At 62.9% G+C, this 19,178-nt stretch carries 17 protein-coding genes; 6 read left to right on the top strand and 11 right to left on the bottom strand.

Annotated features, from left to right (window positions below; genetic code table 11):
- Positions 1–421 precede the first annotated feature (421 nt).
- From NQV17_RS26430 to NQV17_RS26415, 4 genes are all read right to left on the bottom strand, one after another.
- Entirely contained in the window at positions 422–1,669 is a 1,248-nt protein-coding gene (locus NQV17_RS26430) for a citrate synthase family protein (protein WP_257774518.1), read from the bottom strand.
- A 59-nt stretch (positions 1,670–1,728) separates the two neighbouring features.
- Positions 1,729–2,121, bottom strand: a complete 393-nt coding sequence (locus NQV17_RS26425) for a VOC family protein (RefSeq protein WP_257774517.1) — start codon at positions 2,119–2,121, stop codon at positions 1,729–1,731.
- A gap of 59 nt (positions 2,122–2,180) precedes the next feature.
- The gene (locus NQV17_RS26420) at positions 2,181–3,467 is read right to left on the bottom strand and encodes an MFS transporter (protein ID WP_257774582.1); all 1,287 of its coding nucleotides are present in this window, start codon (positions 3,465–3,467) and stop codon (positions 2,181–2,183) included.
- Positions 3,468–3,560: 93 nt separating this feature from the next.
- Positions 3,561–4,319, bottom strand: coding sequence for an SDR family oxidoreductase (locus tag NQV17_RS26415; RefSeq protein ID WP_257774516.1), 759 nt, complete (start codon positions 4,317–4,319; stop codon positions 3,561–3,563).
- Between the two features lie 313 nt (positions 4,320–4,632).
- On the opposite strand from NQV17_RS26415, the gene NQV17_RS26410 reads away from it, so the two are divergent.
- From NQV17_RS26410 to NQV17_RS26400, 3 genes are all read left to right on the top strand, one after another.
- Positions 4,633–5,604 carry a D-glycerate dehydrogenase gene (locus tag NQV17_RS26410; protein WP_257774515.1) on the top strand — a complete coding sequence of 324 codons (972 nt, stop codon included), beginning with the start codon at positions 4,633–4,635 and terminating at the stop codon, positions 5,602–5,604.
- 549 nt (positions 5,605–6,153) lie between these two features.
- Positions 6,154–7,299, top strand: coding sequence for a mandelate racemase/muconate lactonizing enzyme family protein (locus NQV17_RS26405; protein ID WP_257774514.1), 1,146 nt, complete (start codon positions 6,154–6,156; stop codon positions 7,297–7,299).
- Between the two features lie 118 nt (positions 7,300–7,417).
- On the top strand, positions 7,418–8,707 hold the full coding sequence (locus tag NQV17_RS26400) for an MFS transporter (protein ID WP_257774513.1): 1,290 nt from the start codon (positions 7,418–7,420) through the stop codon (positions 8,705–8,707).
- A gap of 396 nt (positions 8,708–9,103) precedes the next feature.
- Here the strand turns inward: NQV17_RS26400 and NQV17_RS26390 are convergent, their stop codons facing one another.
- Positions 9,104–9,628, bottom strand: coding sequence for a TetR/AcrR family transcriptional regulator (locus tag NQV17_RS26390; protein WP_257774512.1), 525 nt, complete (start codon positions 9,626–9,628; stop codon positions 9,104–9,106).
- A gap of 243 nt (positions 9,629–9,871) precedes the next feature.
- Between NQV17_RS26390 and NQV17_RS26385 the strand changes: the two genes are divergently transcribed.
- Together NQV17_RS26385 and NQV17_RS26380 are read left to right on the top strand one after the other, a co-directional pair.
- On the top strand, positions 9,872–10,585 hold the full coding sequence (locus NQV17_RS26385; RefSeq protein ID WP_257774511.1) for a hypothetical protein: 714 nt from the start codon (positions 9,872–9,874) through the stop codon (positions 10,583–10,585).
- 379 nt (positions 10,586–10,964) lie between these two features.
- Positions 10,965–12,047: a porin gene (locus NQV17_RS26380; protein WP_257774581.1), complete on the top strand. Its 1,083-nt coding sequence runs from the start codon at positions 10,965–10,967 to the stop codon at positions 12,045–12,047.
- Positions 12,048–12,247: 200 nt separating this feature from the next.
- On the opposite strand, the gene fahA is transcribed toward NQV17_RS26380, so the two are convergent.
- Positions 12,248–13,570 carry a fumarylacetoacetase gene (fahA, locus tag NQV17_RS26375; RefSeq protein WP_257774510.1) on the bottom strand — a complete coding sequence of 441 codons (1,323 nt, stop codon included), beginning with the start codon at positions 13,568–13,570 and terminating at the stop codon, positions 12,248–12,250.
- 13 nt (positions 13,571–13,583) lie between these two features.
- Positions 13,584–14,411: a cyclase family protein gene (locus tag NQV17_RS26370; RefSeq protein WP_257774509.1), complete on the bottom strand. Its 828-nt coding sequence runs from the start codon at positions 14,409–14,411 to the stop codon at positions 13,584–13,586.
- A 166-nt stretch (positions 14,412–14,577) separates the two neighbouring features.
- Here NQV17_RS26370 and NQV17_RS26365 point away from each other — a divergent pair, with 166 nt between their 5' ends.
- A complete protein-coding gene (locus NQV17_RS26365) occupies positions 14,578–15,279 on the top strand; it encodes a TetR/AcrR family transcriptional regulator (protein ID WP_257774508.1) in 702 nt (233 codons plus the stop codon).
- A gap of 285 nt (positions 15,280–15,564) precedes the next feature.
- On the opposite strand, the gene NQV17_RS26360 is transcribed toward NQV17_RS26365, so the two are convergent.
- From NQV17_RS26360 to NQV17_RS26345, 4 genes are all read right to left on the bottom strand, one after another.
- Positions 15,565–16,593 carry an alpha/beta fold hydrolase gene (locus NQV17_RS26360; protein ID WP_257774507.1) on the bottom strand — a complete coding sequence of 343 codons (1,029 nt, stop codon included), beginning with the start codon at positions 16,591–16,593 and terminating at the stop codon, positions 15,565–15,567.
- Between the two features lie 24 nt (positions 16,594–16,617).
- Positions 16,618–17,637 carry a Gfo/Idh/MocA family protein gene (locus tag NQV17_RS26355; protein ID WP_257774506.1) on the bottom strand — a complete coding sequence of 340 codons (1,020 nt, stop codon included), beginning with the start codon at positions 17,635–17,637 and terminating at the stop codon, positions 16,618–16,620.
- Positions 17,638–17,662: 25 nt separating this feature from the next.
- On the bottom strand, positions 17,663–18,493 hold the full coding sequence (locus tag NQV17_RS26350) for a shikimate dehydrogenase (RefSeq protein WP_257774505.1): 831 nt from the start codon (positions 18,491–18,493) through the stop codon (positions 17,663–17,665).
- A 225-nt stretch (positions 18,494–18,718) separates the two neighbouring features.
- Positions 18,719–19,171 carry a cupin domain-containing protein gene (locus tag NQV17_RS26345; protein ID WP_257774504.1) on the bottom strand — a complete coding sequence of 151 codons (453 nt, stop codon included), beginning with the start codon at positions 19,169–19,171 and terminating at the stop codon, positions 18,719–18,721.
- Positions 19,172–19,178: the final 7 nt, after the last annotated feature.

Genomic DNA, 19,178 nt, shown 5'->3' with positions numbered 1-19,178 from the left:
AATTCGCCCTTCAGACCGGCCGCGCGTCAGCTCCTGAGCCGGACTGTGCCAGCGACAGGTCAGCGGCCAACAGCGAGAGTCCCGCTACGTCGGCCGAGGTGCAGCAATCGATGAAAAAGCGACATTGACGACAAGTGCTTGACCGGCAGCGACGGGTCGTTCAGCGTCGTTCGCGTCGCCCCAGAAACGCCTTTCGCTGTCGCGTGCCGATCTTGTCGTCGGGAACTGCACGCGACAGCAGGATAGGGAACCTTATCACTATGCTGTCATTGCCCGTTCAAACTCAGATTTCGCACAACGCGTGATTGCCGCTGCCGGCGTCGCAGGGGAGTTGACACCGGTCTTCGCAGGCCGCGGCAGATGACAACTTTGCCTCGCAAACGGTGACACGTTCAATTTGGTCTGCGGCGCGTCACGCGGGTTACTCCACCACCTTGAACACGCGATTCTTATCGATCACGCCGGCTTTCGGTAATTTGCCATCGTCGTCTGCGGCGGGCCGCAGATGCCGATCGTCGAGCGCCGGCCCGGTGTAACGGCTGCGCGGCCGGATCACCTTGCCGACGCGCAACTGCTCGATGCAGTGGGCGAGCAGCCCGACGCTGCGCGCGATCGAGAACAGCCCGAACGCCGCATCGCGGGGCAACCGAAGCTGCACCGACAGCATCGCAAGCGCTACGTCGATGGTCGGCCGCAGGCCGGTGAGCGCCGTAACCTTGTCCACGAAGTGCGCGATCTCGGCCGGCGGGTCGAGTCGCGCGAGCAGCGCGGCCGCGCGCGGATCGCCGTCGGGGTACAGATGATGACCGAAACCGGGAAGCGGGATCGCGGACCTCAGGTGATGATCGACGACGCGCTCGGCCCCCAATCGTTGCACGTCGTCGAACATCGCTCGCACGCGTCCCGACGCGTCGCCGTGCAGCGGGCCCGACAGCGTGGCGAGCCCTGTCAGCAGGCAGCCGGCCAGGGAAGCACCGGTCGATGCCGTGATGCGCGCGGCGAATGCCGAGCTCGTGATCTCGTGGTCGGCGACCAGCACCATCGCGCGGCGCAGCAGGTCTGCGCCACGGCTGTCGAGGGTCCAGCCGGCTGCGAGCCGCTGATGGGTGCAGAGTGTGCCTGCGCCGGCATCGTCATGTGCGCCGAACGCGCGCGACACGATCGCGACGAGCTGCCCGGCCTCGATGTGGAGCGCGCTGTCGAGCCGGCCGAGCGTCGAATGGCCGTGTGCGGCGAGCGTCGCGAGCGTCGTGAACGCGCATTGCCGATCGCGCTCGCCGGCCGGCAGTACGATCGCCGGCGCATCGAACGACACGGGCGTGGTGGCCTGCCAAAGCAGCGCAGCCGTTTCCTCGAGCGTGGCGCTATCCGCGAGCTGAATGCTGTCGCGGCCGCGATACCACGCGCGACCCTTCGAGAACGTGGTGATGCCGCTATAGATGCACGGCTCGGCGCCGAAGATCGTGCCGGCCGCCAGCGCCGCACGTTTGCGGCCGACTTGCTTCTTGCGGCACAGTGCGACCACGTCCTCGGCGCGATACAGGCTCCTGCGCGGATCGTCCGGATCCTGCATCACGGCGATGCTACCGCGGCTCGCGTACGCATAGACGGTCTGTGCCCGCACGCCGAGCCGCCGTGCCGCTTCCGTCAGGGTGATCCAGTTCTGCATGGGGGTCGTGATGAGGATGCGGCTGGTGCGTGACCGCGTGCGCCGACTATAGACCGGGTTCAGTTGAATGTCATCTCGGCCGGACGCCGCTCGAGCACTTCGACGAGGATGTCGCCAGGCGCGCGCACGAAACAGCAGCGCACGCCGGCGCGGACCCGCGTGATGGGCTGGGCGATCTCGGCACCGTTGTCGACGAGGTGGGCGTAGGCCGCATCGAGGTTCTCAACCAGCACACCGAAGTGATCGATCCCCTGCACGCGGGCACCGTCCGGCTTGATCGCCGAATGCGCGTGCGGCAGCGCCGTGATGAACAGGTTGATGTCACCAATCCGCAGGTCAACGCGACCGGGGCGTCGCACGATTTCGGCGTTCAGACAGCGCGCGAACCAGGCGGCCGTCGCTTCGACATCGGCCGAGCAGAGTTGCAGGTGATCCCATTTGAATTCGATCATGATGGTGGGGCGTCAGGTTGGGGAGTCCGCGCAAGGGCAGGTGGCAGCAGGAGTGCAGTTCAGAGTTCGATACGCGACAGCTTGCCGAGCAGCACCGAATACGACAGGGTGCCGACGAGGCAGATCGCACCCATCAGGTTCAGCGCCCAGAAAAAATTACCGGTGTGCTGTGTCACGTAGCCGATCATCAGCGGCGTGGTCACGGCGGCGATATTCGCGGCGAGGCTCGTGATGCTGCTCGTGAGCCCGACATAGCGTTTCGGCGCGATCTCGGACACGGCCGCCCACGACATCGAGCCGATTCCCTGCGCGAAGAACGCGACGGTCAGGATCGCGATTACCAGCGCGTTCGAATGCACGAAGTTGACGAGCACGATCGATGCGCCGAGGAAGGTGCCGATCACGAGCGGCGCCTTGCGCGATGACGACATCGACACACCGCGCCGGATGCAAAGATCGGACAAATAGCCGGCGATCAGGATGCCCAGCGTCGCGCCGATGAACGGCATCGCCTGGAAGAAGCCGACCTTGATCATCGACATGTGCCGATCCTCGACCAGATAGGTCATGAACCAGGTCGTGAAGAACACCAGCAGCGTGTTGTTGCAGAACTTGCCGAGACAGATCGCGAGGATCTGCCGGTAGCCGAGCAGACGCAGCGCCATGCGCCAGTCGAATGGATCGCGCGCGGTCACCACCGGGCGACCTTCGGTGATGTAATGCAGCTCGGCCGCATTGACTCCGCGATGGCGCGACGGATCGCGATAGAGCCGGTACCAGACGACGCTGAACAGAACGCCGAACGCGCCCGTCGCGAAAAACACGGTGCGCCAGCCGAACGCCGACGAGATCCACAGCAGCAGGCCGGTGAAGAGCGGTGTGCCGATGTACTGGCCCATCACGTACACACTCGTCGCAAACCCGCGCTCCTGGACCGGAAACCACATCGTCACCGCGCGCGCGTTCGACGGAAACGCGGGCGCCTCGAGCGCGCCCATCGCGAGCCGCGAGCCGAGCAGCATGTGATAGCCGTGCGCGAGCCCTTGCGTGAGCGTCGCAAGCGACCAGCCGACGAGCGACAGAGCATACGCTACGCGCGAGCCGAGCAGGTCGGCGAGCACGCCTGCCGGCAGCAGCGCGATTGAGTACGCGAGGCCGAACACCGCGAACAGCTCGCCCATCTGCACGCGGGTGAGCGCGAGATCCTTCGACAGCGCGGGCGCGACGATGCCGAGCGCCGAGCGGTCGACGTAGTTGAGGATCGTTGCCACGAGCAACATCGACAGCACGCCGTAGCGCACCCGGGATCGTGTTGCGATGCCCGCGTGCGCGTCGAACTCGCGCATGGCCGAAACCTGCTCTTCTGCGGTTTTCAATGTCGTCTCCTATTTTTATGGGGGTTGCGCCGGCGCACTTGCCGTGCTCGGGCGCGCGTGCGGTCAGCCGCGTCCGACGAAGGGCATCGCGCTCGCCATGATCGTCATGTTCAGAATGTTGGCTTCAAGCGGCAGGTTGGCCATCTGCACGATCGCACTCGCGACATGCGCGACGTCGACGCGCGGCTCGGGCGCGATGCGGCCGTCGGCCTGCAGCACGCCGCTGTCCATGCGTTCGGTGAGCGAGGTCGCGGCGTTGCCGATATCGATCTGGCCGCACGCGATGTTGAACGGCCGGCCATCGAGGGCAAGCGAGCGCGTGATGCCGAGGACGGCGTGCTTCGTGGCCGTGTACGCGATCGTGTTCGGGCGCGGGGTGTGGGCGGAGATCGAGCCGTTGTTGATGATGCGCCCGCCTTGCGGCGTCTGGCGCTTCATCTGGCGCCACGCGGCGCGTGCGCACAGGAACACGCCAGTCAGGTTGGTCGCGACCACGTCGTTCCAGAATTGCACCGTATAATCGTCGATCGGCACGGCGCCGGCGTTGCGGCCCGCGTTGTTGAACAGCACGTCGAGGCGCCCGAACGTATGCGCGATCTGTGCGAAGCTCGCGTCGACCGATGCTTCGTCGGACACGTCGGTCGGAATCGCCGCTGCCACGCCCCCGGCCCGCTCGATGATCTCTTGCGTCGCGAGTAGCGGATCGATGCGCCGGCCGAGCAGCGCGACGCTGAAACCGGCTTGCGCGAGCGCTACCGCAGCGGTCTGTCCGATGCCGGTGCCTGCGCCCGTCACCGCCGCGATTTTCTTCCCTGTCTGCATTTTCCCGACCTCGTGTTCGGTTCGTTGAGCGTGAGAAAAGCATTGCGCGGCGGCGACGCCGCAGCAATCTTGATTCGTTCAATCAACATCAACTGCCCCGTCCTGACGGGCGCAAGTCAGGGTTTTCCTGAGTTCGTAGCGGTGCCGCGCGCGTGTTGCCGCGGCCTCGCACGACGGGGATATGCCCGGAGACGTTCGGGTCATCCGGCGGCGCGCACGGCCGCGCGGATATGTTGATCGAATCAATCAATATTGACCGGCGCCGACTGCCGTTCGTAGGCTGTGTTCCGTTTTCCGACTCAAGGACGAGACCATGCCTGACAACAATCGCACCCGCCTGCTGGTTGCGCGACGCGTTCCCGCCGCGGTGGCCGCACGCGCCGAATCCGAATTCAACGCGTATGTCACGGACGCCGACATGGACGCGCCGTCCGTCGTCGAGTTCTGCAACCGCTACGAGACGCCGGCGGTGCTGATCGGCAAGAAATCGGGGCTGCAAGCCGAGCACATCGCGGCATTGCCGCCGAGCGTGAAGATCATCGCGAATGCGAGCGCCGGGTACGACCACATGGATGTCGCCGCCGCACGCGCACGCGGCATCACGGTCAGCAACGCATCCGACGCGCTGACCGATTGCACGGCCGATTTCACGATGCTGCTCGTTCTGGCCGCGTGCCGGCGTGCGTCGGAATACGAGCGCATCGTGCGCGCGGGGTGGGGCAAGTCGTTCGGCATGACCGACATGCTCGGCACGCGCGTGAACGGCAAGACGCTCGGGATCGTCGGTTTCGGCCGGATCGGCCGCGCGGTCGCCCAGCGCGCACGCGGGTTCGGGATGAAGATCATCTATACCGATCGGCGGCCGGCACCGCCGGAGATCGAGGCCGGCGCGCGCTATTGCGGGGATCTCGACACGCTGCTGCCGCAGTGCGACATCCTCACGCTGCACGTGCCGGGCGGCGGCACGCCGTTGATGACGCGCCGCGAGTTCGGTTTGTTCGGTTTGATGCGCGACGGTGCGGTGTTCGTCAACGCGGCGCGTGGAAGTCTCGTCGACGAGGATGCGCTTTACGACGCGTTGACCTCGCATCGGCTGTTCGCCGCGGGGCTTGATGTTTATTGGAACGAGCCCAACATCGATCCGCGCTTTGCCACACTCGACAATGTGTTTCTGTCGCCGCACATGGCGAGTGCGACCATCGAGACGCGCGACCAGATGGGGCTTACCGCGCTCGACAATGTCGCGGCCGTGCTTGACGGGAGGAGAGCGCCGAACGCGCTGTGATGATGGCGGCCGCGTGCGCCGGTCCATGCCGGGGTATCCGATCGCGGGAGCCCCGGCAGTCGGCGCGTCGTTACTTCAACAATCGCTGCGCCATCAGCACTTCGTGCGCGGCCTTGAACGGGCGGAGGCCCTGCGGAATGCCCGAATAAGCAGCCGCATGCACGAGCGTCGCTTTTGTCTCGTCAAGGGAGGAGGGACGACGGACGCCCTAATGTCGATGGTTGCAGTGCTTTCTCCTAGAACTCGCCTGATGCGACTACTCCACGCCTCCGCTTCTGGATTCCATGAAACATTGAATTCCGTCTTCCCCGTTGGAATTAAGTCATAAGATGTCACATAATATGTGGATGTGAGCCATCCTAGTAAACATGCGGAAAGTAGTTGGAGATAGGTTGCACAACGACGACCACAGTTATACGATGACTGACTATGTTGGCGGCCGACGGCACGCAGTCGAACGGTCTCGCACTGCTGCCGTCGTCCGTCACATCGCATTTTCCGCCGTCGGCCGCATCCATGCCCCCGACCCTCCGCACCGGGAATACGTTCGTGAAAATCGTCGCCATCGAAGTCATTCGCCTTTCGCTCGCATTCGATGCGGGCCGCCGTCCCGCCGCCGCAGTTGAACCGGCCGCCGCGGACTCGTATAACGCCGCAGACCGCTCGCTGCGCCGCATGGAGTCGCTGCTGGTCAGGCTCACCGATGTCGCAGGGCGCGTCGGCTGGGGCGAAGCATTCGGTCATATGGTCAATCCCGTCACGTTCGCCGCGCTCGAAGGCCCGGTCGGCCGCTGGTTCAAGGGCGCCGAATTCGAGCCTACGCGGCACGGGATCGCCGCATTGCGTGACGCGGCCGATCGCGCGTTGCATGCGTTCGGGCGCACCGGACCGGTGTTGTACGCGTTGTCCGCGATCGACACGGCGCTGCACGACCTCGCCGCGCAGGCGGTCGGCGTGCCGCTGTATCGCTGGCTCGGCGGCCATCGCAACGAGATCGACGTGTATGCGAGCCTGGTCAGCTACGACAACGACCCCGACGAAGTCGCGCGCCACGTGCGGCTGGCGTCGGACGAGGGGTTCCGGCGCATCAAGCTGCACGAGACGCAACGTGCGGCCATCGCGGCCGCGCGCGCGGCACTGCCGGCCGGCAGCGAACTGATGGTCGACGTGAACTGCCCGTGGTCGGCGAGCGACGCGCTGCGGCATGTGAGCGAGCTGGCCGACCTGCGTCTCGGCTGGATCGAGGAACCGGTGTGGCCTTGCGACGACGCGGGCGGCATCGCGCGCGTGCGCGGCGCCGGCGTGCCAGTCGCGGCGGGCGAGAACGCGTCGGGTGTCGCGGGCTTTCGCGACCTGTTCGAACACGGGGCGCTCGACGTCGCGCAGCCAAGCATCGCGAAGATCGGCGGACCGACCGGCATCACGGAAGTGATCGCGCTTGCGGCGGAGCACGGCGTGCGCGTTGTGCCGCACTGTTTCTACTACGGAGCGGGGCTGCTGGCGACCGCGCACGTGGTCGCGGCGCTGCCCGACGATGTCGCGCTCGAAATTCCCTATCTCGACTGGCCCGAGCGGTTGCATGACGCGCAGCGGCCCGGGGCGCGGCTGCGCTTGCCCGATGTGCCCGGGCTTGGCTTCTTGCCAGACGAAGCGGTGCTGGCACGCAACACGATCGCGCACGCGACCATCGGTTGAACGCAGGAAGCGTGCGCATGGCGCACGCATCTGAAGCCGTCGCCGATGTGGCGGCGCAATCGGAAACCATGAAGCCGGGCGGATGCGCAGGCACTTGCCCGGCTCGACAGGAGACAACATGAAAACGCGTTACCGCTGGTGGATCGGCGCGCTGCTGTTCGGCGCCGGTATGCTGAATTATCTCGATCGCGCGGCGCTGTCCGTCGTCGCGCCGATCATCAAGCGTGAACTCGGCATCGACGACGCGCAGATGGGCATCCTGTTCAGCAGCTTCTTCATCGGCTACTGTGTGTTCTGCTTTGTCGGCGGCTGGGCCGCGGACCGGTTCGGGCCCCGGCGCGTGTTCGCGTGTGCGGCCGGCGTGTGGTCGCTGTTCTGCGGCGCTACCGCGCTGGCCGGATCGTTCGCGCACCTGCTCGTGGTACGTGTCGCGTTCGGGATCGGCGAAGGGCCGATGGGGACGACCACCAACAAGGCAATCTCGAACTGGTTCCCGCGCCGTGAGGCGGGACGCGCGGTCGGCTGGACCAATGCCGGGCAGCCGCTCGGCGCGGCGATCGCGGCGCCGATCGTCGGTCTGGTCGCGCTGCAGTTCGGCTGGCGCGTGTCGTTCGTCGTGATCGCCGCGCTCGGCTTCGTGTGGCTCGCCGCGTGGTGGGCGTTGTTCCGCGACGATCCGGCCAGCCATCCACGCGTGTCGCCGGAAGAGGCGCGCGAGATCGCATCCGACCGGATGATCGACGTCGCACCCGATGCGCATGCGGACGACCACGCCGTGCGTCCGCTACTGCGCGATCTGTTGTCGCGGCCGGTGCTCGGCGTCGCGCTCGCGTTCTTCAGCTTCAACTACGTGCTGTACTTCTTCCTGTCGTGGCTGCCGAGCTACCTGACCGACTACCAGCATCTGAATATCAAGCAGATGAGCGTCGTCGGGATCCTTCCGTGGCTTGGCGCGACCGTCGGCTTCGTGGCTGGCGGCACCGTGTCGGACCGCATCTACCGCCGCACTGGCGACGTGCTGTTCGCGCGCAAGATCGTGATCGTCGTCGGGCTGGCGGTGGCAGCGGCCTGCGTGCTGCTGGCGTCGCGCGTGAGCTCGCTCGGTGCGGCCGTCACGCTGATCGCGATCGCGAGCCTGTTCGCGTTCATGGCGCCGCAGGCGTGCTGGTCGCTGCTGCAGGAAATCGTGCCGCGCGATCGTGTCGGCTCGGCGGGCGGGTTCGTTCACCTGCTTGCAAATCTCGCGGGCATCCTGTCGCCGAGCGTGACTGGCTGGCTTGTTCAGTATGGCGGCGGGTACGCGAGCGCGTTCGCCCTCGCCGGCGCATCGGCGCTCGCCGGTGCGGTGATCCTGACGTTCACGGCGCGCGCGCGGGCCGTTTCGCAGATGCGCGGTGGGGCTGCCTGACGAAGTTATCCGTTGAATTGGCAACGCCTATCCGAGTAGTACTTGGGTAAATCATCATCGGTTGACGGAACCCCTCGGCTGTACCCCGTCCGCCGAAGCTGAGGCAGGCTACTATCGGCGACTTGAAACAGCTGCCGCTGAACCCGCATCAACTTAAATCAACCAGCCTCCACGATTCCCGGGGCGGTTCACCTTCCATCCCGAGTACCACTCAAACTCAATGAACCAGCATCGGTGCTCGCGTCCGTTTCTCAGGGTCACCAAGCGCTCGGTTGAGGGCTGTTGGCGTAGGAACCCTATCACCATGTCACGATCGGCTGTTCCAATCGCAATTGACGGAGTCTCTTCGAGCGCTTGGCCGGCCCCGATGGTCTGATCTCTTAGATTGCCCGATGCTCAGGCGTCTCGCCCGCGAAGCATCCAACGCGTCAGTTCTCGAATCTGATCGGTCGTGACGCGCTCGTGCAGGATCAGTGTGCGTAGATAAACGGCACCGATCAGGCAATGAAGCAGGGGCATTGGATCCGCCCCCTGCGGCCACTCGCCCATTTTTGCGGCGCGATCGAAAATCTGCTGAACCGCCGAAAAGCGGTTCGCCCACAACCTGCGCAGTTCGCCCGCCAAGGTCGCATCGTTGTACGTCGCCAGCACGAACTGAATGGCAGACCTGCCCACGCCCGTTCGCAAGTAGCGCGCGGTTGCCGACAGCAGTGCGACGAGATCCGCGTGCAGCGAACCACGATCCGGTATCGCGATGTGCTCGGCAAAAAGCTCGAAGACGGCCTCCATCATCAGCCCTTCCTTGCTCTTCCAGCGGCGATAGATCGAACTCTCATGCACGCCCGCGAGCGCGGCGATGGCACCGATGTTGAGCCCCTCGAAACCCGCTGCCTGCAATTGGGCAATCGTTGCGGAGATCACGGCTTCACGGACGCGTGCGCTGCGACCGCCCAGGCGGCGACGAGGCGACGGGGATTCTTGTTCGGCTGACTTTGGCATGAGCGGATTTTACACATCGTTGCATCGACTGCCCGCGTCGTCACGGCTGTCCGACCATGAGCGACGGTCGACAGGCATGCGGTAAACACTAACGCAAGTTTACTTGCGTTAGTGGCGCGAGTCGGGAAACATGGCAACTCGTTCACCAGCGCGACGGAGGTTCAAGTGAAAGCAGTCACGTTTTTCAAGTCAGGTACGGAGGTGGCCTGCGAGGACATCCTCAGAATGGAGGTCAAAAGGGCGCGCTACATGATGGCCTTGCTCATGGAAAAACTGGGGGCAGACGGCATGGTCAGCCTATTCGCGCAGGAGATCGCGGAGCACGAATCGAACGAGAAGGATTGGTCGCTGCGTGCGAATGGCCGCTTCAGTTCGTCAGTTGCCGAAGCGCACGTGGCGGTGGGCACCAGCGCGGAGTTCGTGGCCTGGTTCTGGGAGGGATATGGCGGGCCGAACAGCCCGGCAATGCTTCGTGCTCACCCTGAGCATCTCGGTGCCCTACCGCTCCCGGACGGGCGTGTCGGCATTCTGGAAGTACCCGGCCATGCAAAGTCGCCGGCCCTCCTGAAGCTCCGCCATCTGGATGACTGGAGCGGTATCCCGATCGAACCGGCACCCGATATGCCGAACCGGATGATGGGGCGCGTCGAGACGCCTGACGGTGTGATCGTCGGTTACTTGCTGCACCAATTCAGGGACACGTTTCCGGGGTTCGATGCGCGGCTGGAGATCTTCTGGCCATCGACCGCGCCGGAAGAACTCATTCACGGCCACTCGGACCACCTGATGGTCGAGTGGTGCAACTGGTTCGAGCTGTACGTCCTCTCGCGGACGCAAGCACGCGACTTGATGCCGTTGGCGCTTTCCGTGAATACATGACCGCGCGATCGGTTCGCGTACTTCGAGCGGGCCAGTGCGGCGCGGGCCGCTTGGGTGGAGCGGCAAAGCAGCAGCGGAAACACGCTACCGCTTTGCCGCGTCATCGATACCGTGAACCGATTGCGGCGGATGTGCGATCAAATTTGCGATCCGATCCCTCGGCAACGTCGCAAGGGACATCACTCCCTGGCCGGCGGCGGTTCAAGAAAAACCAACGCTTCGGCGTGCGTGCCCGGCAGCACACCGAGGACCGAAGCCGGAGCGGCCATCTTTCCGGCTTCATTTGATCGCCATACGTCGGACGCCGCACGGAGGCAGATTCTTATTCAATTATTTTGCAGTACTGCATGACTGGAGGAGACATTAAAACGTGAGCAAGATGCAAAAAATCCCTCCGATGCTGCTGATCCCTTTCTCGATCGCAGTATCGGGCTTATCGTCAATCGCGCATGCGCAAAGTAACGTCACGCTGTATGGTGTCTTGGACTCCGGCGTGATGTACGCGAGCCGTACCTTCGACGCCGCAACGGGTACGAGCGGCCCGCATCAGGTGTCGGCAACGGATGGTGGGATCTCGGGTTCTCACTTCGGTATCACCGGTGCCGAGGATTTGGGCGCAGGTACGAAGGCGATCTTTACGCTCGAAAGCGGCTTTACGACGAACAATGGGGCGCTGGGCAACTCGAACGGGAATCTCTTCGGGCGGCAAGCCTTCGTCGGGCTCTCCGGACACTTCGGTACCGTCAAGGCCGGCCTGCAGTACTCGCCGTTCGGACTTGCGATCGTCGACACGGACGCGCGGCATGCGTCGTTCTTCGGGAGTCAGGCCGGAATCTACATGGGCAATTTTTTTGCGACCGGCATTTTCGTCGCGAATGCCGTGTCCTACACGAGCCCGACGATCGCCGGCTTGCAGGCGAGTGCATTGCTTGCGCTGGGCGGCGATCCAAAGGGATTTCAGGCGGGGCGCCAGTATGCGGCTCGCGTGAGATACGAATGGAAAGACCTGGTCGTGAACGCTGCCCTCTTCAGTGGAAATCCCGGCGGTTCAGCCAGCGTTTCCACACCATTCCCGTCAACGATCGAATTCAGCGGTCGAACGGTCGGCGCGAGCTATAGCTGGGGAGGCGCAACACTCAAGGGATCGTACACAAGCTACAAGATCGCAGGCTCCTTCAACGAGAAAGTGTACGCCGCGGGCGGCGAATATCTGATCACGCCGGTACTGTCCACCGACGTAGGCGTTTGGTACATGCGGGACAGCAACGACTCCGGGAATCATTCTTTGCTGGCGTCTGTCGGGCTGGACTACTTTCTGTCGAAACGAACGACCTTGTATGGCTCCGCGGCATGCGTGAACAACCACGGGTTGATGCACACCGGGTTCACCGTGAATGGTGCGCTGTATGAGCCAACCGGTAGCAGTGTGGGCATCGTCGTGGGTGTTCGTCACCTCTTCTAGCGCACCCGAAACACATGCCGTGAAATCGCCGCCAGCGCTATTTGCTGGCGGCGATTTCACGAATGCGTCCTGGCCTTGGGGTGCGATGTTCAAGCACGGCGCGCGGACACCGCGAGTCCACCCGCGGGGCGCTTCAAAGCGGAGGACCACGAACGCGGCCCTCGCATTGAATCAGTGGCCGGTTGCGAAATGACTTGCGGTCAATGAGCGCTTTCCGCGGTCGGCACCTGCAAAACGGTTCCGTGGTTGGTGCCGAAACCGATTCGAGCAAAACCATCGCGTTCGCACCAGCCCCGGAAAATGACGGTATCGCCGTCGTCGAGGAACGTGCGGCTTTCACCATTGCCGATATCCACGGGTTGCGCGCCGCCTGCCGTGAGTTCGATCAACGCGCCGGCTTCTCCCGATGACGGCCCGGAGATGGTGCCGCTTCCCAGCAGGTCACCCGGTTGAAGGTTGCAGCCCCCCATTGTGTGGTGCGCGATCATCTGCCCCAGCGTCCAGTACTGGTGCCGGAAACTGGTGCGCGTCAACGTACACGGTTGCCGTCCTTGCGCGAGTTGACGCGCGCTGAGGATCGACGCCTCGAGCTGGATGTCGAACGCACCGACCGTGCTGTTGTCGTGTGAAGACAGGTAGTCGAGTGGCTGCGGGCGTTCGGCGACGCGTGACCACGTGGTGCGGTACGGCAGCAATGCTTCGAGGCTGACCAGCCAGGGCGATATCGTCGTCGCGAAATTCTTCGCGAGGAATGGCCCGAGCGGCTGCATTTCCCACGACTGGACGTCGCGCGCGGACCAATCGTTCAGCAGGCAGAGCCCGAAAATATGCTGTTGAGCGTCACGCAACGGGATCGAATGACCGCGCGGATTGCCGACCCCGATCACGGCGCCCAGTTCCAGCTCGTAATCGAGCCGGCGACAGGCGTCGTGAACGGGCGGGGCGGACGGATCCGGGCGGTATTGCCCCATTGGCCGGTAAACCTGCTGACCGCTGACGTCAATCGACGACACGCGGCCATGATAAGCGATGGGTAGCCAGTCGAAATTCGGGCTGATCGCCATGCCGAGCGGGCGGCTGCAGTTCACCGCATGATCGAGAGAGGTGTAGAAGTCGGTGTAGTCGCCGATGCGCACGGGTACGGCGTACTCGGCTTCCGCCTGTGATACCAGCGTCTTCCGTACGCCCGGCTCATGCGGACTGCCGGCTTGAAGCAGGTCGAAAAGTGCGTGACGCAGTGCCCGCCAGGCAGTCGGCCCCATATCGAGCAGTGCATTCAGTGTGGTTGCCGTGGCCGCTCGCACGGCCTCGAGTGCCAGACCGGCCATGCAGCCCGCCTGCTGTAACGCAGCGAGGTCGACGATCTGGTCGCCGATCGCGATCCCGCCGCGCCAGGTTTCGCCGACGCCCCTGCGGCGAAACACGCTGAGTGGCAGATTCTGCAACGGAAAATCGGTCCCTGCCACGTTGGCCGCTTCCAGCCAACTGCGTTGAGTGACGTCGTGTGTGTGATTCAGTTCCATCGAGGCTCCTTGCCTATGCGGTGCGATGCGGGTCGCAAGCTGTTGCATTGAGGGCGTCGTCGAAAATCGCGACTGCGCGAGTCCAGCCGGCGGAGGCGCCCCGGATTTTGTGCGGGAAGCACGAGATGAAGAAGCCGTGAGGTGGCAGCACCTCGAGATTGTGGAGTTTTTCCAGGTGGCAATAACCGATCTTGCGGCCGGCCTTGTGTCCTTCCCAGATCAGCGATGCATCACGCGTTTCGGCATATTTTTTCGCTGTATGTACGAATGGCGCATCCCAGCTCCACGCGTCGGTGCCAGTCAGGCGAACACCTCGCTCGAGCAGGTACATGGTCGCGTCGAAGCCCATGCCGCAACCCGAGGAAACATAGTCGGGTTGTCCGTAGCGCTTGCCTGCACGCGTGTTGATGACGACGATTTCAAGCGGCTTGAGTTCGTGGCCGATGCGCGCAAGCTCGACTTCGACGTCGGCAGCAGTCACGACGTAGCCATCGTCGAAACCGGCGAAATCAAGCTTCACGCCGGGCTGGAAGCACCAATCGAGCGGCACTTCGTCGATGGTGATCGAGCGCTCCCGCTCGCCATTCGAATCGTTCATCGTGCTGTGGAAGTGATAGGGCGCATCCAGGTGCGTCCCGTTGTGTGTGCTCAACTGGATGTGTTCGATGGCCCAGCCTTCGTTGTCCGGCAGGTCGGTTTCCTGCAGTCCGGGAAAGAAGGCCGTAACGGCTTTGGCCGTATTCCGGTGCGTCAGATACTGAATCTTGGGGCCGTAACCCGGTGGATCGGAAATGACGTCGTTTTCCAGATAGATTGATAGATCGATGAAGCGTCGTGTCATGTGCGGCTGCTCCTGATTTGGGGACTTACCTTCAACGCCGCATAGCAGCGGTCACGTTATTAAGACTGTACGATCGTACAGTCAGTATTGTGTTGGTGTAAACTGGCGCCGCGTAATGAGCGGAATGGCATTCGGGGCAATCGAGCCACAGGACAGCGGAGAAACCATGCAGGCGAAGGAAGTCACGGTAAGGGCGGCCGGCGTACGGAGCGGGAAGGGAGCGCAACGGACGGTCGAGACGAGCAAGCGTGAGCGGGTGCTCGACGTGGCCGAGCGATTGTTTGCCGAAGGCGGTTTCGATGGCGTTTCGATGCGGGATATTGCATCGGCGGCGGAGGTCGGCTTACCGTTGATCGTGTATCACTTCGAGACCAAGATGGGTCTGTACCGCGCCCTGTTCGAGCGCCGCAAGACCGTGCTCGACACGCGGTTGGCTTTGCTTCGTGAGCCCGTGGCTGCAGGGGAAGACCCGCTCGAGCATATCGTGCGCGCCTTCGTGCTCCCGGTGATGCAGATCCAGAATACAGAGTCCGGACTTGCGTATGCCAAACTTGTTGCGCGCGAAGCTTCCGATCCGCGCGAGGCCGAGCGCGGCATCGTTGCTGAATATTTCGATCCGTTCGCGGCGGAATTCATCAGCGCAATCAGGAAGACGCTGCCGGGCCATAGCGCCAACTATGCGCACTGGGCCTACTTGTTCGCAGTGGGCGCGTTGGTGATGAGTGCGTTTGACAGCCGCATCGAGCGTATCTCGGGCGGCAAGGTCAAGGCCGGCGCCCTGAAGCGCAAGGCCGAGCATCTGGTGACTTTCATTTCCGCCGGGATACGCGCTGGCGCAACCCCTGACGCGCGTGCGTCAGCCGCTTAGGCGGCACCGTGTTGTTGAACACCATTACATTCGAGATTGCGTCTCGGTTCTCAACGCGTCGTTTGGGACCTGACATTCGGCGGAAGCCGTTAGAAAGGCTGGGTTGTCTTCAGAACCACGTACCGCCTCGCTGCCCAATCCACTGCGGTCCGTTGCGACGCAGAGTTCAGTCGGGACGCTTTTTGACTCAAACCAAGTACGCCAGTGGTGGAATGGAAAGCCGGGGCGCGAAAGCATCCGACGGCTTTCGGTTGCGACGCCGCCGGTGTTGCTGTCGGAGAGGCGTTATGCTTCGACTGTGCGTGGGGCCGTCCGTAGCAATTCATGCAGCTCGCGCTTATAGAACCGAGCGAGCCCATTGGTGCCGTGGCCGCACGTATCCTCGCTCGCAGCGATAAGAAACAGCCGGCCGTTGCGCACAAGCTGCATTGCCCGCTCCATCAAGCCAGTCTCCGGCGGATAGCGTTCGTCGTCGGCGGCGTTAATGGCGAGGACGGCAGCTTCAATGTCTTCCAGGCCTGGTGCCGGGTTATAGCCGCGCGCGGCATTCCACTGATATACATAATCGTTGGCATCCAACGTGAACGGCTGGACCAACTTGGCATCGACGTACTTGTCGGCTAGCTCCATCGTAGACGCCGCCTTTTGGCATGCCAGCGTCCCGCCGTTAGTGGCCAGCGAAAAAAACGCGTTGAGAAGGCGCAAAGAACTGGGCTGGCTCGTGTAATTGCCGGTCTGGTACTCCGGGTCGTTTCGGATCATCTCAATGAGCATGCGGCGCAGCATCCAATTGCGGCCCGACATTTCCGTCGGTTGTGACGCCATTGGCACCAGTGCATCCATGAAATCCGGATACCGCACACCCCAAATCCATGCGTGCATGCCGCCCATCGAATTACCGATCAACAGGCGCAAGTGCCGGATATTCAGGTGCTCGGTCAGTAGTCGGTGCTGCGCGAGCACCATGTCGTCGTAGTTGTAAGCCGGGAATCGTGTGCGTAGCCCGTCAGACGGCTTGGATGATCCACCGGCTCCTAGGGCGTCCGGGAGGATGATGAAATACTTCGTGGCATCGAGCGGCTGCCCGGGGCCGAACAACTCTCCCGCGAAACCAGGGGTCAACATGCTCGCGCCCGTACCCGTCGTGCCGTGTAGGACTAGGACCGGCTCACCGGATGGGTCGCCGATGGTTCGGTAATGTAGCCGTACCGTCGGCATCACCTCACCGGTGTTGAAACGGAAATCTCGCGCGATCCAGTCGCCTTCCTTCGGCGCAGGATAGTCGGCCGCATTGCAATGGCTTGTTTGCAGCATAAGTGCGTGATCCAGACGGTTCCGTCACTTGGAAATCGGCTCGAGAGACTGAAGCGCTCCCCCCTGCCGAGCTGAGGCGTAAGCGGCATCCATGACTTGCATCATCAACTCTGCGTCGCGCAATGACGCGATCGGCCTTGCGCCAGTCTGGCATTCAGCGAGCACCCGCTTCACGAACAAGGGATAGTAAATGTCCGTCTCGAGCTGGAGGCGGCGGCTTCGCGTGCCGGCGGAAAGGTTGCTTCTTTCGCGAATCTCGATTCGGTCCGGACCGGATTTTGCGTAAATGCGGTCGGATGCAAGGGTGAACGAGAATTCGCGCTGCTCGTCGGGGGTACTGGGAAAGCTATATCCCGTTTCCACCAGGCCGATCACGCCATCTTCGGTTTGCATGGTCAGCAGCGAATAGTCCTCAACGGCCCCTCGATGCGTCCTTGCGTTCATCGTGGCAGAGACTCGCGCGACCTCCTTCCCGGTCAACAACCTAAACAAGTCGATGAAGTGAGTCGCCACATTGATCGTCGATCCGCCTCCCGAATACAGGGGATCGAGCGCCCAGCCAGCGCCAGCCGCCTCGTATCGGTTGGGCGGCCCCACAATGAAACGAAACGACATGTAGTTGAAGTCAGACGGTATGCGGCCCTCCGCACCTTCGAGCGACCTGAGCAACTCGCTCATTCGAAAGATCAATGGCACGGCGCAATAGAGATTGGCCTGCTCGGTTAGTTCGCGAAGTCGGGTGACCTGCGACATGTTGACGCCGCAAGGTTTCTCGAGCGCGAACGGAATGTTACGCGCGATCACGGCCTCCGCGAGCGCCGGCATCTCAGAATGCCGTCCGAACACAAATGCGAAATCGACTTCTTCACGCTCAAGCAATTCATAGGCCGACGAGTACAGCTTGCTTCCGAATCGTGCGGCAATCGCCTCGCCCTTGACATGCTCCGCATCCGACACGGCGACCACTTGAATTCCGGGCGCTTCCAGCGCATCAAGATAGAGCGGGACATGCCAATGGCTGACCTCCAGCAAAGCAACTCTCATGCGTATTCTCCTTTGAAATACCTATTCATCGTGGATCCGGTGTTGATCGTCCCTCGGGGCGGTAATCGAATCCTAGAAACTTAAGTGCATAGACAGCCTGCCCTCGATGCATCGGGCCTCCGTCCTGTGTGCGGCAGCCGCGTGCTTGCGCGGCGCGTCGGAGCGGAGTTGGCTCGCACGCGTTGATGATGTCGACGACGATTGCGCCAGGCGCGAGCCGCTCCGGATCGACCGGCATGGCATCACCCACTTTCATGCCAAGCGGCGTGGCATTGATGACGACCTCGAATCCTTGCGGGTCGGGTGGCCCTGAACGTACGTCGCAGCCGGTCTCGGCAGCAACAGCTGCCGCGAGGTCGGCCGCCCGATGTTCATCGATATCGGAAATGGTTAGCCTCCTCGCACCTGCGGACGCGACTGCAAATGCAATGGCGCTTCCCGCGCCTCCCGAGCCGATGAGAAGCACAGACTTGTTCGCAGGATGGTTGCCTTCCCAGTGCATTCCAAGAACGCATCCAACGCCATCGAATATCGCGCCAACCCAACGTCCATCCGCCTCGCACCGGATGACGTTGAGTGCGCCGACCTGACGAGCAGTTGAATCTAGCTCGTCGACAAATTCCAGCATCCGTTGCTTATGAGGCATGGTGACCAGCATGCCCGAGAGATTACCCGTCGCTCGCGCACCACTAACGAAGGCGGGAAGGTTTTGGGCCTTCACCCAGAACGGAACGCAAACTGCATCCACGCGCTGTTCAGTGAAGAGTTGGTTCAACAATTGGGGCGACTTAGCTACCGTCAGTGGGTCGCCCACTAACCCATAGAGTCGCGTTGTTCCTGTGATATGTGGATCCATTGCTGCGTGGTCGTCTATGTTGGCTGATGGCGCAGTCTTGCCTGACTGCTCGGAAATGTGGCGCACTACGGGTGTGTCGGATACGTCCGTTCAAGTAGTAAGCCACTTGACGACGGGTACCGCATCTCTTTTATGCAATCCGTTGCATGCGGTTTTGGACCATTCACGACGGTCGGATGCGCCGGGAGCACGTTATGTCATAAAAGCGGCAAATGGTTGTGACAGTCACTTCCAGGGTGCTGGGGGTACCTCAAGATCCCAAGTCCCGTAGACAGCAGGCTCGTTGATCTCGATAACCTCGAGGTCGTCGGAGCGCCACATCACGTTATGCGGTACACCAGCAGGCTGCGACAAGCCGTCGCCTGCGCTGAGCGTCACGTCGCCCTCAACCCCCGCGAAGCGGAACGTCACAGATCCGCGCAGCACATAAAGGTAGTGCCCAGTCATGTCGTGCCAGTGCCAGCCAGTAGGATCGGTGAACGGCTTCAACGCGCGGATGTGCTTCGCCCCAATGCGACCGTTGGTCACCGCGGCGAGTCCGAGGTCGCGATATTCGGAATCGGCGCGCAGACCCTCCTGGTTCCAGGGCGCCTCGGCCGCGCTGATGCGCGCAAACGCGCTGAGAGATTGCGCGAGCTCGCGCGGGCCGTCGTAACGGGGTGTGTCTTCGTTATGCATATGCATT

The organism is Burkholderia sp. SCN-KJ (assembly GCF_024656005.1).
Lineage (GTDB): Bacteria > Pseudomonadota > Gammaproteobacteria > Burkholderiales > Burkholderiaceae > Burkholderia.
The sequence above is the reverse complement of the archived record's forward strand: the minus strand, read 5'-3'. Positions and strand labels throughout refer to the sequence as shown.

Excerpts from the sequence above, each read along its gene's own strand:
- NQV17_RS26380 (WP_257774581.1), top strand. The coding sequence starts at position 10,965 with ATGCAAAAAATCCCTCCGATGCTGCTGATCCCTTTCTCGATCGCAGTA.
- NQV17_RS26420 (WP_257774582.1), bottom strand. The coding sequence starts at position 3,467 with ATGCGCGAGTTCGACGCGCACGCGGGCATCGCAACACGATCCCGGGTG.
- NQV17_RS26415 (WP_257774516.1), bottom strand. The coding sequence starts at position 4,319 with ATGCAGACAGGGAAGAAAATCGCGGCGGTGACGGGCGCAGGCACCGGC.
- fahA (WP_257774510.1), bottom strand. The coding sequence starts at position 13,570 with ATGGAACTGAATCACACACACGACGTCACTCAACGCAGTTGGCTGGAA.
- NQV17_RS26425 (WP_257774517.1), bottom strand. The coding sequence starts at position 2,121 with ATGATCGAATTCAAATGGGATCACCTGCAACTCTGCTCGGCCGATGTC.
- NQV17_RS26410 (WP_257774515.1), top strand. The coding sequence starts at position 4,633 with ATGCCTGACAACAATCGCACCCGCCTGCTGGTTGCGCGACGCGTTCCC.
- NQV17_RS26355 (WP_257774506.1), bottom strand. The coding sequence starts at position 17,637 with ATGAGAGTTGCTTTGCTGGAGGTCAGCCATTGGCATGTCCCGCTCTAT.
- NQV17_RS26350 (WP_257774505.1), bottom strand. The coding sequence starts at position 18,493 with ATGGATCCACATATCACAGGAACAACGCGACTCTATGGGTTAGTGGGC.
- NQV17_RS26430 (WP_257774518.1), bottom strand. The coding sequence starts at position 1,669 with ATGCAGAACTGGATCACCCTGACGGAAGCGGCACGGCGGCTCGGCGTG.
- NQV17_RS26360 (WP_257774507.1), bottom strand. The coding sequence starts at position 16,593 with ATGCTGCAAACAAGCCATTGCAATGCGGCCGACTATCCTGCGCCGAAG.
- NQV17_RS26370 (WP_257774509.1), bottom strand. The coding sequence starts at position 14,411 with ATGACACGACGCTTCATCGATCTATCAATCTATCTGGAAAACGACGTC.
- NQV17_RS26345 (WP_257774504.1), bottom strand. The coding sequence starts at position 19,171 with ATGCATAACGAAGACACACCCCGTTACGACGGCCCGCGCGAGCTCGCG.
- NQV17_RS26400 (WP_257774513.1), top strand. The coding sequence starts at position 7,418 with ATGAAAACGCGTTACCGCTGGTGGATCGGCGCGCTGCTGTTCGGCGCC.
- NQV17_RS26365 (WP_257774508.1), top strand. The coding sequence starts at position 14,578 with ATGCAGGCGAAGGAAGTCACGGTAAGGGCGGCCGGCGTACGGAGCGGG.